Origin of the sequence: Chitinophaga ginsengisegetis, from assembly GCF_900168065.1 — a bacterium.
GTDB classification, from domain to species: Bacteria; Bacteroidota; Bacteroidia; order Chitinophagales; family Chitinophagaceae; genus Chitinophaga; species Chitinophaga ginsengisegetis.
Genome location: NZ_FUZZ01000001.1, coordinates 2997992 through 3016090 on the forward strand (window position 1 = coordinate 2997992; position 18099 = coordinate 3016090).

The 18099-nt window shown below is 48.6% G+C and carries 12 protein-coding genes; 2 read left to right on the plus strand and 10 right to left on the minus strand.

The genetic code is table 11. The features are described 5' to 3' along the window. Positions 1–20: 20 nt before the first annotated feature. The 7 genes from B5Z18_RS11835 to B5Z18_RS11865 all read right to left on the minus strand — a co-directional run bounded on the left by B5Z18_RS11835 (position 21) and on the right by B5Z18_RS11865 (position 10211). Entirely contained in the window at positions 21–3197 is a 3177-nt protein-coding gene (locus B5Z18_RS11835; RefSeq protein ID WP_159454277.1) for a SusC/RagA family TonB-linked outer membrane protein, read from the minus strand. Positions 3198–3272: 75 nt separating this feature from the next. After that, a complete protein-coding gene (locus B5Z18_RS11840; protein ID WP_159454278.1) occupies positions 3273–4220 on the minus strand; it encodes a FecR family protein in 948 nt (315 codons plus the stop codon). Positions 4221–4310: 90 nt separating this feature from the next. After that, positions 4311–4865, minus strand: a complete 555-nt coding sequence (locus B5Z18_RS11845) for an RNA polymerase sigma factor (protein ID WP_079469547.1) — start codon at positions 4863–4865, stop codon at positions 4311–4313. 196 nt (positions 4866–5061) lie between these two features. Then, on the minus strand, positions 5062–5913 hold the full coding sequence (locus B5Z18_RS11850) for a DUF4249 domain-containing protein (protein ID WP_159454279.1): 852 nt from the start codon (positions 5911–5913) through the stop codon (positions 5062–5064). A 10-nt stretch (positions 5914–5923) separates the two neighbouring features. Next, positions 5924–8566, minus strand: coding sequence for a TonB-dependent receptor (locus B5Z18_RS11855; RefSeq protein ID WP_079469549.1), 2643 nt, complete (start codon positions 8564–8566; stop codon positions 5924–5926). Positions 8567–8616: 50 nt separating this feature from the next. Beyond that, positions 8617–9594, minus strand: coding sequence for a FecR domain-containing protein (locus B5Z18_RS11860; RefSeq protein WP_079469550.1), 978 nt, complete (start codon positions 9592–9594; stop codon positions 8617–8619). 98 nt (positions 9595–9692) lie between these two features. Further along, entirely contained in the window at positions 9693–10211 is a 519-nt protein-coding gene (locus tag B5Z18_RS11865) for an RNA polymerase sigma-70 factor (RefSeq protein ID WP_079469551.1), read from the minus strand. Between the two features lie 118 nt (positions 10212–10329). On the opposite strand from B5Z18_RS11865, the gene B5Z18_RS11870 reads away from it, so the two are divergent. Further along, entirely contained in the window at positions 10330–11358 is a 1029-nt protein-coding gene (locus B5Z18_RS11870; RefSeq protein ID WP_079470061.1) for a quinone-dependent dihydroorotate dehydrogenase, read from the plus strand. A gap of 63 nt (positions 11359–11421) precedes the next feature. Here B5Z18_RS11870 and B5Z18_RS11875 read toward each other — a convergent pair whose 3' ends face one another. From B5Z18_RS11875 to dnaB, 3 genes are all read right to left on the minus strand, one after another. Next, entirely contained in the window at positions 11422–12120 is a 699-nt protein-coding gene (locus B5Z18_RS11875; protein WP_079469552.1) for a 16S rRNA (uracil(1498)-N(3))-methyltransferase, read from the minus strand. 43 nt (positions 12121–12163) lie between these two features. After that, positions 12164–13522 carry an MATE family efflux transporter gene (locus B5Z18_RS11880; protein WP_079469553.1) on the minus strand — a complete coding sequence of 453 codons (1359 nt, stop codon included), beginning with the start codon at positions 13520–13522 and terminating at the stop codon, positions 12164–12166. A gap of 102 nt (positions 13523–13624) precedes the next feature. After that, positions 13625–15142, minus strand: coding sequence for a replicative DNA helicase (dnaB, locus tag B5Z18_RS11885; protein WP_235015911.1), 1518 nt, complete (start codon positions 15140–15142; stop codon positions 13625–13627). A 526-nt stretch (positions 15143–15668) separates the two neighbouring features. Between dnaB and pheT the strand changes: the two genes are divergently transcribed. Beyond that, a complete protein-coding gene (gene pheT, locus B5Z18_RS11890; protein WP_079469555.1) occupies positions 15669–18098 on the plus strand; it encodes a phenylalanine--tRNA ligase subunit beta in 2430 nt (809 codons plus the stop codon). Position 18099: the final 1 nt, after the last annotated feature.

Consider the following 18099-nt stretch of genomic DNA (forward strand, 5'->3'; position numbering starts at 1 on the left):
CTATTTTTAACCGTCAGTTTTTAGAATGTTGCGTTTAAACCAAAGAGGAAAGAACGTGTCTTGGGATAAAAATTGCTGTTGTCAATTCCCGGCGTAAGTCCGCCCATATTGATTTCCGGATCAATACCGGAATAATCGGTAATGACGAACAGGTTATTACCGGAAACGTATAAACGTAGTTTCCTGAGATACTTATTATGCATGGGAACCGTATAGCCAATAGTAGCATTATCGAGCCGGAGATACGAACCATTTTCCAGGTAGCGGGAAGAAATGTAAGGTGCATTCACATCACCTGGCGACTCCTGTTTGGAATACTGCGGGATGTTGATAATACCGGCTTCATAAGGCGCGTTCAGGTTAGCCAGCGTAGCGTTGAGTATCTTGTTTCCTGATACGCCACGTAAAAAGATGTTGGCATCAAAATTACGCCAGGTAAAGCTGTTGCTCCAACCGTAGGTAAACGCTGGCTGTGCATCTCCGGTGTATACGCGGTCGGTGGAAGTAGGGCCGGTAACGAGATTGCCTTTGGCATCACGGAATTGTGAAAGCCCCGCAGCGTTTTTATCCACGTATTGCCAGAGGTAGAAAGAACCCAGTGCATATCCGCCTTCCACCCGCTGTGATTTATTACCTGATTGTCCTCTTCCGCCCAGTTCTGCGGTTTCAATATATTTCACGGAGAAAATATCGTTGGAGAGGGAGAGTACCCGGTTTTTATTATGCGCAATATTGGCGGAAGTGGTCCAGTTGAAACTGGCCGTTTTCACCGGTACTGCGTTCACCTGGAACTCAATCCCCTTATTGCTCATTGAGCCTACGTTTGCCAGCATGTTACCAACAAAATACTGGGTAGCGGGTACATTGTAAGAGTAGATCAGGTCGGTGGTACGTTTGTCGTAATAGTCCACAGCAAAGCCCAGGCGTCCTCTCAATGTGGTGAAATCCATTCCTATATTAGCCATCCCGGTGCGTTCCCATTTCAGGTTGGGGTTATCGTTTTGTACCGGTCCGATGGCGTTGATCAGTTTACCGTTGTTGTAGAATTTACCGGTGATATCGTAGCGGAGCGTGGCTATCAACGGATCGAAGCCAAGTGAGTTACCGGTAACGCCATAGCCTGCACGCAGTTTAAGATCTTCTATCCAGGATACGCCGGAGAGGAAGCTTTCCTTATTCATTTTCCAGGCGGCGGATACAGCCGGGAAATATCCCCAGCGGTTATTTGCGCCAAAGGCAGAAGATCCATCTCTTCTTACGGAAGCCATCAACAGGTACTTTTCATTAAACTGGTAATTGGCTCTTGCATAAAAGGAGATGAAGCGCAGGGTTTGAATGCGGGTGGCGCCAAAGTTAGGTTGGAAGGCGCCATCAGGGCTTCCGAGGCCCAGGTTATCGCCTTGTGTGGCATCAGATACAAAGCCCTGGTTAGAGGTCTGGAATCCATCGCCGCGGCGATCTTCCTGCCAGGAGTAACCGGCCAGTAAACGCAGGTCGTGTTTACCAAAAAGCACGTCGTAGTTGAAATAGGTTTCCAGCACTTTACGTGTATTCGTATAGGCGCTGCGGGTAGCTCTTCCGTTAACGCCCTGTGCAAGACCGGATGCGCGGTTATTATAAATATCCCGGTTGATCTGCTCGTCCTGCATAGACAGGTTCAGTGTGTAACGCAAGCCTGGCAACAGGTTTAGCTCAGCACGGGCATTGCCCAGCATGATCTTGTCTTTGGTGCGGTCGCTGTTGTTTTTGATGAGTGATACCGGGTTCAGGTAATTGCGCGTACGCGAGAAATCTTCTTTATAAGTACCATCCGGGTTAAAAATATTCACGGTAGGCATATAGTTCAGCATGTTCATAAACACCGCTTCCGGGATCTGGTTTTGTGTGCTTAAGCTGTTGCTGATGGAGAGGTTCAGCTTCAACAGGTCGTTGAACGCACGTTGCTCCAGGTTGGCTCTTACGTTTAGCCGTTCCAGTGATGACGATTGCATGATACCATTATTCTGGAGGTAGTTCACACTTCCGTCGAATACTGTTTTCTCATTGCCGCCGCCAAACGAAATGTTATGGCTGTGCGACAAACCATTGCGGGTAACGAGTTTCTGCCAGTCGTTGTTGGCCTTATCATCATAAGCCGGTGTGATGCTTTTGCCATTGTCCTGCAGGTATTTCGTGAGCTCTTCACTGGACATCATGTCGATGGAATTGGAGATGCGCTCATTGGCCACATAGGCGTTGTAGCTGATCCAGCTTTGACCGGGTTTCGCGCGGCGGGTAGTGATCATAATTACGCCGTTGGCAGCGCGTGCGCCATAAATAGCGGTAGATGCCGCATCTTTCAGCACGTCCATTGATACGATATCTGAAGGAGATACGAGCTGGATATTGGCGCCGGGTACTCCATCAATTACATAGAAAGGTTGCTGTGCTTCCCCATCGCGGAAAGTAGACGGACCACGCAGGATCACCGCCGGTGTAGCGTTTGGATCGCCGCTGCGGGTAATGTTCAGGCCGGGTACTTTTCCCTGTAACAGCTGTTCGGGGGAGCTGAATACGCCGCTGTTAAAGTTTTCGGCGCCTACATGGGAAACGGCCCCGGTAAGATCTCCTTTGGTGGTGGAACCATAACCTACCACTACCACGCTGCTTAACAGGCTGGCATCGGATTTCAGTTTTATAGCTACCCGTTGCTGCCCGTTTAATACCAAACGGGTAGATTTATATCCGAGGGAAGTAAATAACAGGGTGTCGCTGGTGTGGTCTGCCTGTAAAGAGAAAGCGCCGTTTGGATCAGTGATGCTGCCCTGTGTATTTCCTTTTACCAGTACGCTCACGCCGGGTAAACCTACACCGGTTTCTTCATCGGTAACTTTACCGGTTACGGTTGTTTTGTTCTTTTCTTTTTTAATGATGTACACGCCTTCCGTGGCAGAGAACTGGAACCCGCTTCCTTTCAGCAAAGTGCGCAGCACTTCTTCTATAGGCTGTGAACGGAAGTCCTGTGTTTTTACCGTCAGGTTCTTTAATAAAGCGGCATCGTATACAATGTCGGCGCCGCTTTGTTTTTGCAGCATTTTCAACGCATCTGCAAGCGGGCCTGCTGTGATATGCAGTTCCTGCACGATGGCTGTTTTTTGCTGGGACATGACGCTGCCGCATAGCGACAGCATAAGCGCTACAAGAAATATCTGTTTCACAGAAATCCTTGTACGCAAGTGAGTACTACGTACATTCATAACCGGTGTTTTAATTTCAGTTCAGGGAATAAATATTTATTGATCTATAGTATAATTTCCTGCGCCGGCAGGTGTTATTTTCAGCTGATGATCCGTAAGATCTTCCAGTACATTTATGATCTGCGCAATCGTTAAGTGCATATTGAGCGATCCGCTAATTTGCCTGTCAATTGCCCTTTTAACGTGGAATTTCACCGGATAATAATTCTCCAGTAATAGCAGTGCATCCATAACGGGCATATTATCGAACACTATTTTATCCTGCTTCCAGCCGTTGATATCCGGTGAGGATACAGACAGCTGAGAGAAAGTATAATTATTTCTGTTAACCTGCAGTAATTGATTAGCTGTTAAGATGCCCATTACCTGGCCGCCTTTGTTAACGCTCACTTTCCCGGTACTCACCCCTATTTCCAGCAGCTGCCGGGGATAGGCCCTGATGTGAAACGAGGTGCCCAATACCTGCACCTGCAGGCTATCGGTGGTAACGCTGAAAGGTTGGCCGGGCGCCGGCGCTATATCAAAAAATGCTTCTCCCGATACCAGCTGCACCTGCCTGGTATCCGTAAAATGATCCGGGTATTTCAGTACGGCATTAGCTCCCAGCCAGATCCGGCTGCTGTCTGGCAACAACAGCATTTTCTTTTCCCCGATGGCCGTACGCAGTTCCAGCCAGGCGATCTTTTGGGAGGGCCGGTGGTTCATCATCCACCAGCTGCCTATGCCCACCAGCAGCAATACAGCTGCTGCAGCGGCCATCTTCTTCCATATAGGATACATGGTAGCCGGATGGCCTGCACGTTGCTTTATGACCTTTAAAATGCTGCGGCGCAGCTGTTCCCGGCTGCGGGGATCCTGCCCCGTTGCCGGAGGGGCATCTTCCGCCAGTGCGTCCAGCCAGTGGGTAAGCAATTGCTCCTCTTCCGGGGTAGCTTTGCCATCCAGATATTTACCGATGAGTGCATTTATTTTTGATCGGATCAAGGTGTGACGTTTATGACTAAGTTGCATAAACCATCCTTTTTAACTATCGGGAATCCGGGCTTAACATTAAGGTAACACGGGAGAGGAAAATCAGAGGAACATTAACAGGCGGTTCAGCAGTGGGCGGGCTTTCTTGTAGGCGTTTCCAAGCTGGTTACGTACCGTTTGCTCGGCAGTACCATGCATCATGGCTATTTCGCGGATGCTCAGTTCATCAAAGTGGTACCATTCAAATACCTGTCTTTCTTTTTCCGGCAGGTGTTGCAGGTCATGCTGCAGCTGGTTCAGAATATCTTTATGGATCAGGGAATTAAGGGTAAGCTCCGAGCGTAGCTCACTATGGGTGATAAATTTTTCGAGATGTTTTTCTTTTAATCCATCGTCGCGGAACTTACGCAGGATTTGTTTCCTTACCGCACTAAACAGGTAGTAACGGATATGGGTATGCAGCTCCAGCTGCAGCCGGCGCTCCCAGATACTGGCGAACAAGTCCTGTATGATATCACGTGCATCCTCTTCACTACCCGTAACCTTTGCTGCGTAGGCATACAGTTCTTCCCAGTAAGTATTGAAAATCAGCTCAAATAGCTTAAAATCACCAGTACGTAGCCGCTGAATAAGATCAACGGGGAATTGTTCAGGCATATAAAAATATATATCCTAAAAATAGAGCAGGTTTTTAAGATAAAAAACGGGGTAACAAAAATATAGCGAAGTATTAATATAGGGAGGTAAAACGGCTTAAAGCATGGCCGTTTCTTTAAGCCGCGACGTTTTAACTGTGATATTATCTTATTTATCTATGTTATATCGCGTCAGCCGGTAAGCCGGCAAAAGAAAATTACGGTATCTTAACTATCATCTTCCTGGTATTGATACCGCCAACAATGCCGTAGCCATTTGTAACATTGGTAAACACCCTTACATGGGAGCCCAGGGTCGTTCCGGCGTCTCTTTGTGCCGCCAGGGTACTAAAGTACCGGTAGGTGTTGTTGGTCAGTGCGCTTACTTCTACCGTTATTTCACCGGCGTTCATGATGGGATCCGCTGTTTGTAAAACGAAGTTTACCGGTTTACCGTTAAAGCGTTCATCGTTCATGATCAGGCTGTTGTAATTGCCTTTGGAAAAGTATTCAACCATGTTATTATTAAAGGCGGGATCCAGCCTGAAAAGCAGGAAGGCGCCCAGCCCGGTGGCGGCATCCGTCATATAAATACGGATCCGGTAATAATCGGCGGAGGCGGGCAGGTCCTGTAGTGTAAACTGTACCCGGCTGCTGCCGCGCTGCGCACCTGGCTTAGACACCAACGGCGCCGGCGGCAGTGTATCCGTACCCGTTACTGCCTGCAATCCCGCCGCGGATACGGCCACTTTGTATTGCTGCCCGAGTATGGCTTTCTGACTGGAAACATAATAGGAGAGTCCTTTAATTGTTTGTACCTGCAACGGCAATACCGATGCCTCGTTTGCTGTAAGCGTTACGGTGGCGCCGGGGATGTCGTTATACCCGGCATCGTTGTATACATTGGAAGGCACGCTGCGCGTTACCCGGATATAGATAACGCTATCCGGTTGTATCAGTGTGTTCACCACTATTTTATCGCCTTCATAAGGCAACTTGATCTCTTCCCTTTTTTCACATGCACTCAATAGCATGGATAACCCGATCGCACCTACGAAAAAATATTTCATACACATCTCTTTAAAACTTAACTGAATAAGTAATACTGGGCAATATAGGCAGAATGCTTACTTTCGACAGGTACCGTTTCTGTCCGGCAGCATCTCCACTGATAAAATAGAAATAAGGATTCTTCCGGTTGTAGGCATTAAACACACTCAGGTTCCAGCTCCGTGTCCAGTGCTTTTTCTGCTTACTCCAGGTAACCCCTACATCCAGCCGGTGAACAGCCGAGCCCCGGTAATTATTCCGGTTGTCGAAACGATCGATACTGGTATTCCCGGTACCGGGCTCCCAGGGTGAAGCGCCCTCTGTTGCCGCATAAGTGGATACCGGCAAAGTAAACGGCGTACCACTGTTAAAATGCCAGGAGGCAGAAAGTTCCCATTGTTTCCCCAGTTGCTGTACCAGCACCAGTTCAATATCATGCCGGTGATCAAATTTATAAGGATAAATCTCCCCGTTATTCACATCGGGGAAGCGGCGGGTAGACCAGGCCAGGGTATAACCCACCCATCCCGTGGTGCTGCCTTTTTTCTTCTGCATCATTAATTCCGCACCATAGCTCCAGCCTTTACCCACCGTTACGTTTTCATCCCACCGCGTGGTGGCGGGGGTAATAATACCATTGGTTTCCCTGGTTTCAATCACGTTGTGCATGGATTTGAAATATCCTTCCAGTGAAAATTCATACTTCAGGTTGGCGGTAGTTTTAGCTATGCCGGCCGCTAACTGCCGTGAAAACATAGGCGCCACATGTTGTGTGGAAGGCACCCATATATCTGTAGGCAACGTGGCGCCATCGCCGGACAAGAGGTGAATATACTGCGTCATATGTGTGAAAGCCGCCTTCACAGCCCAGTTGCGGGGCAATAGATAACGCAGTCCCAGCCGGGGTTGCAGGGAATAATAAAAGCGGCCTTCCACCAAAAATGCAGACGCGTGCATGCCTATATTGGCAAAAAAATCAGGCCGGATCTGCCAGTCATCTTCCGCATACAATGACAATTCATAACCGGTTACTTTCATCGATGCATCAATCGTATCCAGCGGTATTACATGGCTGTCCCTGTCTTCGAAAGTGGAGTAGCCGGGCTTGAACTTATGCACGGTAGTGATAGCGCCAAAGCGAACGGAGTGGCGGGGATCCGGGCGGTAGTCAAAATCTATCCTGCCGCCATTATTCTCCATTACGGAGTTGTATCGTCCGTATACATCCGACTTTTCACCGGAAGCCGCCAGCTTATATTTATGTTCGATCTCTGTGAAAAATTCGTATTGAGAATAGTTCAGGGTTACATTGGAAAACAGTTTGGGGCTGTAGATGTGGTTCCATCGTATAGCCCCGATAGTATTGCCCCAGCCCAGCCGGAAGCGGAGGCTTTCACCGATATATTTCGACGAATTGATGATGCGGGAAGTATCGTCTGTTGTCTGTTTCAGCAACAGGTTATCTTCTCCCTTATAAAAACTTAAAAAGAGCCGGTCTTTAGGAGAAAATATATGATTCACTTTTGCATTGACATCAAAAAAGAATGCCTTGAAATCGCCATCATCACCCAATGTCTTCTCTGCCTGTAATGCTGCATTGATCAAGAGATCCGGATAAGACCGGCGGGCAGAAAACATAAAGGATGTTTTGTCTTTTACAATCGGTCCTTCGATATTAAACTTAGCCGCAATGAAGCCGAGGGAGGCATCTCCGTGAAAGGCTTTCATATCTCCTTCTTTCATTGCAATATCTACCACGGAAGATATCCTGCCGCCAAAACGCGCCGGGAAAGCGCCTTTATACAGGTCCGTTGTTTTTACCACATTGGCATTCAGCATAGAGTATACACCGAAGAAGTGAGAGAAATTAAACACCGGGGTACCATCTATCAGCACGAGGTTCTGATCAGGACCGCCACCTCTTACATACAAACCACCGGCGCCGTCCGGGCCGCCACTTACGCCCGGGAGCGACTGCAAAGCGCGCATTACATCCACTTCGCCGAGCAGTCGTGGCATCGCCTGCAAATCGGAGGTGCTCAGGTTTACCCTGCTCATCTGCGTTTGCTCCTGCAGCTTGCTCCCTTCCTTCGCGCTGATCACTACTTCTTTTAAACTGCCAAGCGGCTGCAGGTGAACGTTAATCATCTGGTTGCCCTTAGCCGTTACCTTCTGCAGATAAGGCTTGTAGCCTATGTAGGAAATCAACAGGCTGTTGGTATCTTTCACCGTGGTTAAACTATAAAAACCATATTGATTGGCAGTAGTGCCCTGTTTGAGCGCAGGAGAATAAACCGTGGCGCCAATCAGGCTTTCACCACTAACGGCATCTTTAATATAACCACTGATAGTACGGCTGCTGCGTTGCGCGGGCGACAATATGATCTGGTCCCCCACACGGGTGAACCGGATATCATCGGGAGAAAACAATTCGTCCAGTAATTTTTTAAGACGTTGTTGGTGGGCGGTTAACGTAACCTTCCGGGACAAGTTGACAAGTTCCCTGCTATATGAAAAATGAATACCATATTCTTTTTCCAGTAATCCACATACCGCCTCCAGGGGCTGATCCTTTACTACTACCGTTACTCTTGTTTGCCAGTCCCACCCAAAAACCTGGAAGGGGAAACTAAATATTAATATTCCCGTCAGCAGTTTTAAGGCTAACGACATAGTATAGCTAAATTGAAAGTGTGACTACAGCTTTAGTTGACGGCTAAAACTTATTTTAATTTGTATTGACGGTCGTTTACTTTTTCATATGATGCGTTCAGCATAAGTGCCAGTGATTTCATCACTTCTTCTGTTGACTCATCTGTGAAGCTGGCCCGTACCGGCAGTTTCAGCAGGTCGGTATCCATCACTTCTATTTTGATATCATATACTTCTGTGATCGTATGCAATACTTCTTCAAGTGGCGTATCCTGGAACGACAACGACCTTTTACCCATATCTGTTACGTGAGAAGCGATACGGAAAGCGGGCCTGTCGTTATCATGCTGTAACAACATGCCATCGGTGAGGATCACGCTGTCTTTTTTATCATGATTGATCACCATTACCTTGCCGCTGCTGACGTGTACTTTCAGCGTGGCGGCGCCGGGCTCATAGTTGATCATAAACCGGGTACCCAGCACCTTTACTTCGTTGCGGCCGAGTATAATCACAAACGGGTTTTCCGCGCTGCCGTTTACATCAAAACTGGCCATACCGGTGAGTGTTACTTTCCGGTTGCGGTCATTAAAGCCCCTGGCTACTTCCATCCTTGCGCCGGCCGACAACTGTATTTTGCTTCCATCGCTCAGTTCCGCACTTACCGGGCCGGCATATACCTGGTCCGGATGATTGCGGGTGAGGAACCACAATCCTGCGCCCAATGCTACCACCAGTACAGCGGCAATTTTCAGCCAGGTGAAGCGGGGTTTGGACCTGACGGCAATTAGTGCCGGCTTGTCGTCCATTTTTTCCTGGAGCTGCGCCCAGGCAGAACCAGTATCTGCCGCCACTGTTTTTTCATTAGCCGCAGCGGTATCCAATACTTTTCCCAGCGACACCAGCAGGGCCATATTACCGGGATCTGTTTCCTTCCATGCTTCCACCCACGCACGCTCTTCCTCATCCGCTTCATTGAGCAGATACTTGCAGAGCAAGGTATACAGCGCCTCATCGGGCAGTGCCTCGTTAGGAAAAGATGGTGTCATTAGTTGTTGTAAGTTTTTACAGTCGCCGCCTTGCGGGCGGTATTATATTAATAAGACGCACGGGAAATACAGATGCCCCTATGCGACCGGAAATATTTTTAGAACAGGAATCCTGTCAGCAATGGCAGGTATTCCTTCAACTCCTGGTGGAGGATCTTCAGGGCCTTGCCCATCTGGTTTTCCACCGTTTTTACGGAAATATTCATTGCTTCCGCTATTTCTGCATATTTCATATGCTGCTGGCGGCTGAGGATAAATACCTCCCGGCAGCGCTCCGGCAACCTTTCCAGTGCCTGCCGGTACAACCGCTCCAGCTCCTTCACTTCTTCCCCCGCACCCACCGTTGTTTCTGTTACCTTCCCGTAACCGTTCTCCTTTTCCGAGCGCACAATATCCTTGCGCCACTGGCTGATGGCGGTATTACGGATAGCGGAAAACAAATATGCTTTCACCGGGCCTGTAATAGTGATCGTATCCCTTTTTTCCCACAACCGCAGGAATACCTGTTGTACTATTTCCTCCGCTACATGGGCATCCCCGGTGTAGTGAGTGGCAAAGGCCAGGCAATGAGCATGGTTTTCCTTAAATAATGCTTCAAATGTTTGGAGCTCCAGCATGATGAAGGGCAAATATAGGAAGGATTTTCACTTACGCGAATTTTGTCTTACCCCAAACCATACAAAATTCGCCCCCCTTCTTGCTCCCAATCGGGTAATGCTTATCTTTGTTCCCGCAATGTACAACCTGATCAAAAACTTCCTTTTCCGCTATCCGCCGGAAAGTATTCACCACAGCGTAATGCGTGGTATGAAAACAATTTACTCGCTGCCACTTGGCAAGAATATCATGAATGCCTTCTGTGGGGTAAAAACCCCGGGCCTGGAACGTGAAATATTCGGACTCACCTTTTCCAATCCTGTAGGGCTCGCAGCTGGTTTCGACAAAGACGCAAAGTACATTGATGAACTGGCCTGCCTCGGTTTTGGTTTTGTGGAGATAGGTACTGTAACGCCACTGCCCCAGCCGGGTAATGAGCAACCACGGCTATTCCGCCTGCCGGAAGATAAAGCCCTCATCAACCGTATGGGCTTTAACAACGAAGGCGCCGTTGCCGCGGCAAAAAGACTGCAACGCAAAAAATCCAATATTATAGTAGGCGGGAACATCGGGAAAAATAAACTGACCCCGAATGAGGAAGCGGTGAGCGACTACGAAAAGTGTTTTCACGCGCTGTATGATGTAGTAGATTATTTCGTGGTAAATGTAAGCTCCCCCAACACGCCCAACCTCCGGGCCTTACAGGAGAAAGAGCCGCTGAAACAACTGCTGCATCACCTCCAGGTGCTGAATGCGCAGAAAGTGAAACCTAAGCCCATCTTACTTAAAATAGCACCGGACCTCACTACCGAGCAACTGGATGATATCATTGAAATAGTAAAGGAAACAAAACTGGCCGGCATCGTAGCCACCAATACCACTATCAGCCGGGCGGGATTAAAAACGCCTGCCGCGGAAGTAAATGATATCGGCGCCGGTGGACTCAGCGGTTTGCCTGTAAAAAAGAAAGCAACAGAAGTGATCCGTTATATCCACACCCACAGCCAGGGCAGTATTCCCATTATCGCTGTAGGCGGCATTTTCACCGCAGAAGATGCACAGGAAAAACTGGATGCCGGCGCGTCGCTGGTACAGGTGTATACCGGGTTCATTTATGAAGGGCCGAAGATTGCGAAAAAGATCTGTGCTGGCTTACGCCCACAGTAATAATTATAAAAAGAAAGGGGGAAGATGTTATTCATCTTCCCCCTTTCTTTTTATAAACACTTATCAGCATGCATTCATGAGCGTTACCGCTACCATGCCCGCCGTTTCTGTACGCAGGCGCGTATCTCCCAATGATACCGGTACATAACCTTCATCCAGCGCCAGCTTTATTTCTTCCGGTGTAAAATCGCCTTCCGGGCCAATCAGTATAAGGGTATCCTTTGCGGGCTGCATCACCTGCTGCAACGGGGTTTTCTGCTCCGGCAAACAATGCGCGATCAGCCGCTGCGGATCTTTATTATTCTTCACCAGCTTATCAAAAGCCTGTGGCTCCTGCAATTCCGGTAAATAAAACTGCTGCGATTGCAGCATCGCCGATACCAGGATATTCTGCAACCTTTCCGGCTTAAATTTTTCCTTCTCGGTACGCTGGCTTACCAGCGGAATAATGGTTTGAATACCAATCTCCGTGGCCTTTTCCAGGAACCATTCTATACGCGAGGCATTTTTTGTAAAAGAGATGGCTATCCGCAATGCCCGCGCCGGAGCCGGCATCGTTTCAGACGAAAGGATCTTTACTACACATTTCTTGCGGTTATCGTCGGTGATTACTGCGGTGATTTTATGCCCGCGGCCATCTGCCAGCAATACCTCATCGCCCTTTTCATAACGAAGCACCTGGATACAATATTTGGAAGTATCCTCATTCATCGTATACATGGTGGCATCCTGCTGTATTTCCGGCGCGTAAAAAACTGACATATCTTTTTTAATTATCCTGATGTGCGAAGATAGTTTACGGATTTTATCCGGCAGATGATATCCGTAGTTTTTTTGTTTTTATCTGGAACCGCACAAACAGCAGCACAGAAGCCACCAGTAAGCCCAGCAACAGCGCCCACCATACGCCTTCCACACCGTAATCCAATTTGATCCCCAACAGGTAACCCAAAGGAATGCCCAGCACCCAATAAGCCAGCAATGTAATCACGGTAGGAATACGCACATCGCCGAGGCCACGCAGAATACCAAGTCCCACCACCTGCATGCCGTCGAACAACTGGAAGAAGGCCGCAATGATCAACAGGCGCGAAGCGATCTGGATCACCTGCGGGTCCTGGATATAAAATGACGGCAACAGGTGATTGCCCAGTGTGAACAACAGCGCGGCGGCGCCCATCAGCAGCAATACCATATGATAGCTGGCGATAGCGGATAAGCGCAGCGCGCCAAAGTCTTTCTTCCCGAAATTATTACCGCTTTTAATACCTGCTGCCGCGGAAATACCGCTGGCCATCATGTAGGTCATGGCAGCAAGACTCAGCGCTATCTGGTGAGCCGCCAGTTCTGCAGCGCCCATCCAGCCCACCATTATAGCAGCGCCGCTGAAAGCGCTTACTTCAAACAGGTATTGCAGGGCCACCGGCGTACCGATGCCCAGGATCTTTTTAATGGCCGCTGCCTTCAGGTTTTTAAACCCAAATGATTGCAGGTATGGTTTAAAACGGGGTGCGCGTAGCACATAAAATGCCATCGTAATCCCCATGATAAGACGGTCGGTAAAAGTGGCTATCCCCACGCCGATCACACCCATCCGGGGCAACCCGAACAGGCCGTACACCAATGTAATCCCGATCAGGATATTCAGCACGTTCCCGATGATGCTGATGTTCATAGCCTGACGGGTGAACCCCAGCCCTTCCGCAAACTGTTTGAAGGAAAGGAACAGCATCAGCGGAATAAAGGAGAAGCCCAGGAAACGCAGGAAGGGGCGGGCCTGGTCTGCTACATCGCCTTCCTGGTGCAGGAAAGATAAATAGCCACTGCCGAAATAGATAACAGCCGACAGCAACACGCCTACCACCATATTAATGATCAGGCTATGGCTCAGCAAATGCCCGATGGCGCCTTTGTTGCCACGGCCGTTTTCCTGTGCAATCAACGGGGTTAGTCCGTACGACATACCGATACCGGCTACCATAAATACGGAAAACAAGCCATTCCCCAGGGATACTGCCGCCAGCGGCACTTTCCCGGTATGACCAATGATAATACTATCTGATAATGCTACTAACGTGTGTCCCAGTTGGGAAATAACTACGGGGTAGGCTAAACTGAAATTGTCTTTGTAATGCCCTTTGTACTTTAAATACAGCTGTTTCATCGATTGTTCTGTTATTGGTGTTCCACGGGTTTGTCTTACAAAACCCATAAAAAAAGCCGGCGATCATTTCGATGCCGGCTTTTAGCAATATCTTTTTATGCGCTAAAATGGTGCATCTTCAAATCCTTCATCGAAGTTCATGTCGTTCATCTTGGATCCCTTCTGTATATACAGTTTCGCTTCATCGTTGCCACCGCCACCTTGTTGGTTACGGTTCATGCCTGCGTAGGGATTGCCGCCGCCACCGGGGTTTTCCAGGCTGCCATCATCTTCAAAACGCTGATATTCCAGTACGGCTCTCAGTTTGATGGTATCCAGCTGACCATTACGGTGCTTGGCTATACGAACGTGGGTTTCACCTTTATTGGATTCGCCCATTTCATTGGTGTTGATTTCATAATATTCAGGACGGTACAGGAACATTACCATGTCCGCATCCTGCTCAATGGCTCCTGATTCACGGAGATCACTCAGCTGCGGCATTTTGTTACCGTCTTTACGTTTTTCCACATCACGGCTCAACTGCGAGAGGGCGATCACCGGTACCTGTAGTTCTTTTGCCAGTCCTTTCAGGTCGCGGGAAATTTTACTGATTTCCTGTTCACGGTTGGAGCCTTTACCATCACTGCTGCCGCTCATGAGCTGGAGGTAGTCGATAATGATAACGCCTACGCCGTGGTTGTGTACCAGCCTGCGGCATTTGGCGCGCAGTTCAAAGATGTTGAGGGCCGGGGTATCATCAATGAAGATGGGTGCTTTTGCCAGGCGTTCAATACCGTGGGTCATCAGCTTCTTCATTTCATATTCTTCCAGCTTACCGCGGGAAATCTTTTCCAGCTTTATTTCTGACTCGGCCGAGAGGATACGTTGTACAATCTGGCCGGACGACATTTCCAAAGAGAATACCGCTGCGCCTTTCGGGAAGCGGGGGTGAAGGGCCGCATTTCGCGCGAGGTTCAGCGCAAAGGCGGTTTTACCCACAGAAGGACGGGCAGCTATGATGATCAGATCCGTGGACTGCCAGCCATAGGTTACTTTATCCAGTGAAGGGAACCCGGAAGGTACCCCGGTGATATCATCTCCTTTATTCCGCAGGTCCTCGATACGTTTCATGGTGTTTACCAGTACACGGTCGATGGAATCGTAGTTTTTACGGAGGTGGTTATTGGTTACTTCAAATAACTTTGATTCGGCGCTGTCCAGCAGGTCAAACACATCCGCAGTGTCTTCATACGACTCTGTAAGGATTTCCCCTGAGATGCGGATCAGTTCCCGTTGGATAAATTTCTGGAGGATGATACGGGCATGTGCTTCGATATTCGCGGAAGACACCACCATGTTGGTGAGCTTCATAACGGTGAATGGTCCGCCGATCTGTTCCAGTGAGCCCATTGATTTCAGCTCTTCTGTTACGGTGAGGATATCCACCGGCATCGACTTACCCGCCAGGCGGGTCATCGCACTAAAAATAATCTGGTGAGCTTCTACATAAAAACACTCCCCTTTCAATATCTCGATAACGGTGTCAAATGCACCTTTTTCCAGCATTACGGCTCCCAAAACAGCTTCTTCCAATTCTTTAGCCTGTGGTGGTATCTTGCCATACACCAAGGATGACACATCAATGGACGGTTTTCTGCGCACATTGCGGTCCTTCTTAAGATTGAGATCCATTTATGGTTAGTGTATTAAAAAAAGTTAAAAAAAGGTTACTGTCAATGGGCCTTTCCTGTTGTTTTTACAATCGATATCTGCATTTTCCCGCATTCTATAGGGGTCATAGCTACGTTAAGAAATTGTAAACTTTTTCAAGCCGTACAAACTAAGGTAAAGGCATTTTTCCGATTAATCCCCCCTCCTTAGTTATTAAATTTATTAAGCCTCATACACAGGTTATCCACAAGCAAAATGTCAGTTATCCACTGACACTACTATGGTTATCCACTAAAACGCAGGAAATTCCCATGCAAAGGTCCGATTATTCACACACATTGTGTAAAAAGATTTTCCACATCCTGCAAAAATACAGCACTGTGGCGGTTTTGAGGCTTTTTTAATTTCAAAGAATCAAAGTGGATAAGCCGCAAAGCCCGAAAATCAATTCTAGTTGTTAACTTTACGCCACTTATATAAACCGAGCAGATAAATGACGATTTCATACAACTGGCTATGTGATTATTTACCGGTGAAGCCTACACCGGAGGAACTATCTACCATTTTAACCAGAATAGGCCTGGAGGTAGAAAGCCTGGAGAAATTTGAAGCAGTAAAGGGAAGTCTGGCTGGATTAGTGATCGGAGAAGTACTGACGGCAGAAAAACACCCCAATGCAGATAAGCTGACACTCACCACCGTTAACACCGGCAACGGCGAGCCCCTGCACATCGTTTGCGGCGCTCCCAACGTGGCAGCAGGACAAAAAGTAGTAGTGGCCCCTGTTGGTACCACCATTTACCCGCTGGGTGGCGAACCGCTGACCATGAAAAAAGCAAAGATCCGTGGAGAAGAAAGCCAGGGAATGATTTGTGCAGAAGATGAGATCGGGCTGGGCAGCAGTCACGACGGCATCCTCGTACTGGACGCGTCCCTGCAGCCGGGCACTCCCGCCAGCGAAGTATTTAAACCCGCACAGGACTTCATCTTTGAAATTGGCCTTACACCCAACCGCATGGACGCCATGAGCCATATCGGCGTGGCCAAAGATGTTTGCGCCTTCCTCAATAACCTGGAACATACGCATAAATACCAGGTACAGCTGCCTGAAATAAAGGCCCTGCCCAAAGCAGATACTCCTTTAGCCATCAGCGTTACCATCGAAAATACAGATGCATGCCCCCGGTACAGCGGTATTTCCATTACCGGCGTACAGGTGGCGCCATCCCCCGAATGGCTGAAAGCCAGGCTCACCGCCATTGGCGTTCGTCCCATTAATAACATTGTGGATATCACCAATTTCATCCTGCATGAAACCGGTCAACCCCTGCACGCTTTTGATGCTGCAGCGGTAAAAGGCAATGCCATCGTGGTGAAAAACCTCCCGCAGGGCACTCCTTTTGTTACTTTGGATGAGAAAGAAAGAAAACTGGATGCGACCGACCTCATGATCTGCAACGGCGCCGGCGAAGGCATGTGCATAGCAGGCGTTTTCGGCGGATTGCACTCCGGCGTTACCGATACCACCCACAACATTTTCCTCGAAAGCGCCTTTTTCAGCGCCGGTGGCATCCGTACCACCTCCTTCCGTCATGGTTTACGTACCGATGCAGCCACCCGTTTTGAAAAAGGAGTAGATATCTCCAACGTGGTATTCGCCCTGCAACGGGCGGCAGACCTCATCTGTACACTCAGCGGTGGGAAAGCAGCATCTGAGATCATCGACGTATACCCATCTGTAAAAGTAAAAACACAGGTGGAAACTACGTATAGCTATATCCGTAAACTCAGCGGCGGCAACTACCCCGACGATAAGATCAAAAACATCCTGCGCAGCCTGGGCTTCGACATCCTGTCCGAAACCGCCGAAGGACTGCGTGTAGCCGTGCCCTTCAGCAAACCGGATATCAGCCTGCCGGCCGACCTGGTGGAGGAAGTAATGCGCATAGACGGCCTCGATAACATAGAAATACCTTCCAAAATAGCGATCTCACCCGCTCTCTCCTCCCAACCGGACGGGGAAAGGGTGAAAGAGAAAATTGCGGATTATCTCGCCGGCAACGGGTTCAACGAAATATTCACCAATTCTATCACTAACAGTAAATACTATACGCCGGAAGTGCTGGAACATGCGGTGAAAATGATGAACAGTCTTACCGTGGAACTGGACATCATGCGCCCATCCATGCTGGAAACCGGCCTGGAAAGCATTGCCCATAACCTGAACCGCAAAAACGAAGACCTCCTGTTCTTCGAATTTGGTAAAACCTACCAGGTACTGGAAAAGGGCTATGGCGAAAACAATCACCTGGTATTATATCTTACCGGTAAAAAAACGCCGGAAACCTGGATGCACAAATCCAGCCCGGTTGACTTTTACTTCCTGAAGGGTTTTGTGATCAATATCCTGCAGCAACTGGGTTACAAGCAGTTCACCTGGGCGGAAAGCACCGAACCGGGCCTCCAGCCATCCTGGGATATTAAGGTGAAAAACCAGGTGGTGGCCACACTGGGAGGCGTACCCACAGCTAAACTGAAGCAGTTTGATATCCGCCAGGCGGTATGGTTTGCCAGCTTCAACTGGGATAAAATACTGGGACTCTTGCAAAAAAGTGATAACTTTTACAAGGAAATACCGAAATTCCAGGCAGTTAGAAGGGATCTGGCACTGGTGCTGGACAAACAGGTTAAGTTTGCCGCCGTGGAAACAGCAGCACGCAGCGTGAAATCCGGCCTGTTACAACAGGTAAATCTGTTCGATGTATTTGAGAGTGAAAAACTGGGCGCTAATAAGAAGTCTTACGCCGTGAGCTTTACCTTCCTGGACGCTCAGAAAACATTGACAGATAAAGAAATTGACAGTGTAATGGACAAACTTATCAAAACGTTTGAAACGCAGTTACAGGCGGAGATAAGAAAATAAG

Coding starts and splice junctions, on each gene's coding strand:
- B5Z18_RS11845 (WP_079469547.1), bottom strand. CDS start 4,865: ATGCCTGAACAATTCCCCGTTGATCTTATTCAGCGGCTACGTACTGGT.
- B5Z18_RS11850 (WP_159454279.1), bottom strand. CDS start 5,913: ATGAAATATTTTTTCGTAGGTGCGATCGGGTTATCCATGCTATTGAGT.
- B5Z18_RS11855 (WP_079469549.1), bottom strand. CDS start 8,566: ATGTCGTTAGCCTTAAAACTGCTGACGGGAATATTAATATTTAGTTTC.
- B5Z18_RS11860 (WP_079469550.1), bottom strand. CDS start 9,594: ATGACACCATCTTTTCCTAACGAGGCACTGCCCGATGAGGCGCTGTAT.
- B5Z18_RS11865 (WP_079469551.1), bottom strand. CDS start 10,211: ATGCTGGAGCTCCAAACATTTGAAGCATTATTTAAGGAAAACCATGCT.
- B5Z18_RS11870 (WP_079470061.1), top strand. CDS start 10,330: ATGTACAACCTGATCAAAAACTTCCTTTTCCGCTATCCGCCGGAAAGT.
- B5Z18_RS11875 (WP_079469552.1), bottom strand. CDS start 12,120: ATGTCAGTTTTTTACGCGCCGGAAATACAGCAGGATGCCACCATGTAT.
- B5Z18_RS11880 (WP_079469553.1), bottom strand. CDS start 13,522: ATGAAACAGCTGTATTTAAAGTACAAAGGGCATTACAAAGACAATTTC.
- pheT (WP_079469555.1), top strand. CDS start 15,669: ATGACGATTTCATACAACTGGCTATGTGATTATTTACCGGTGAAGCCT.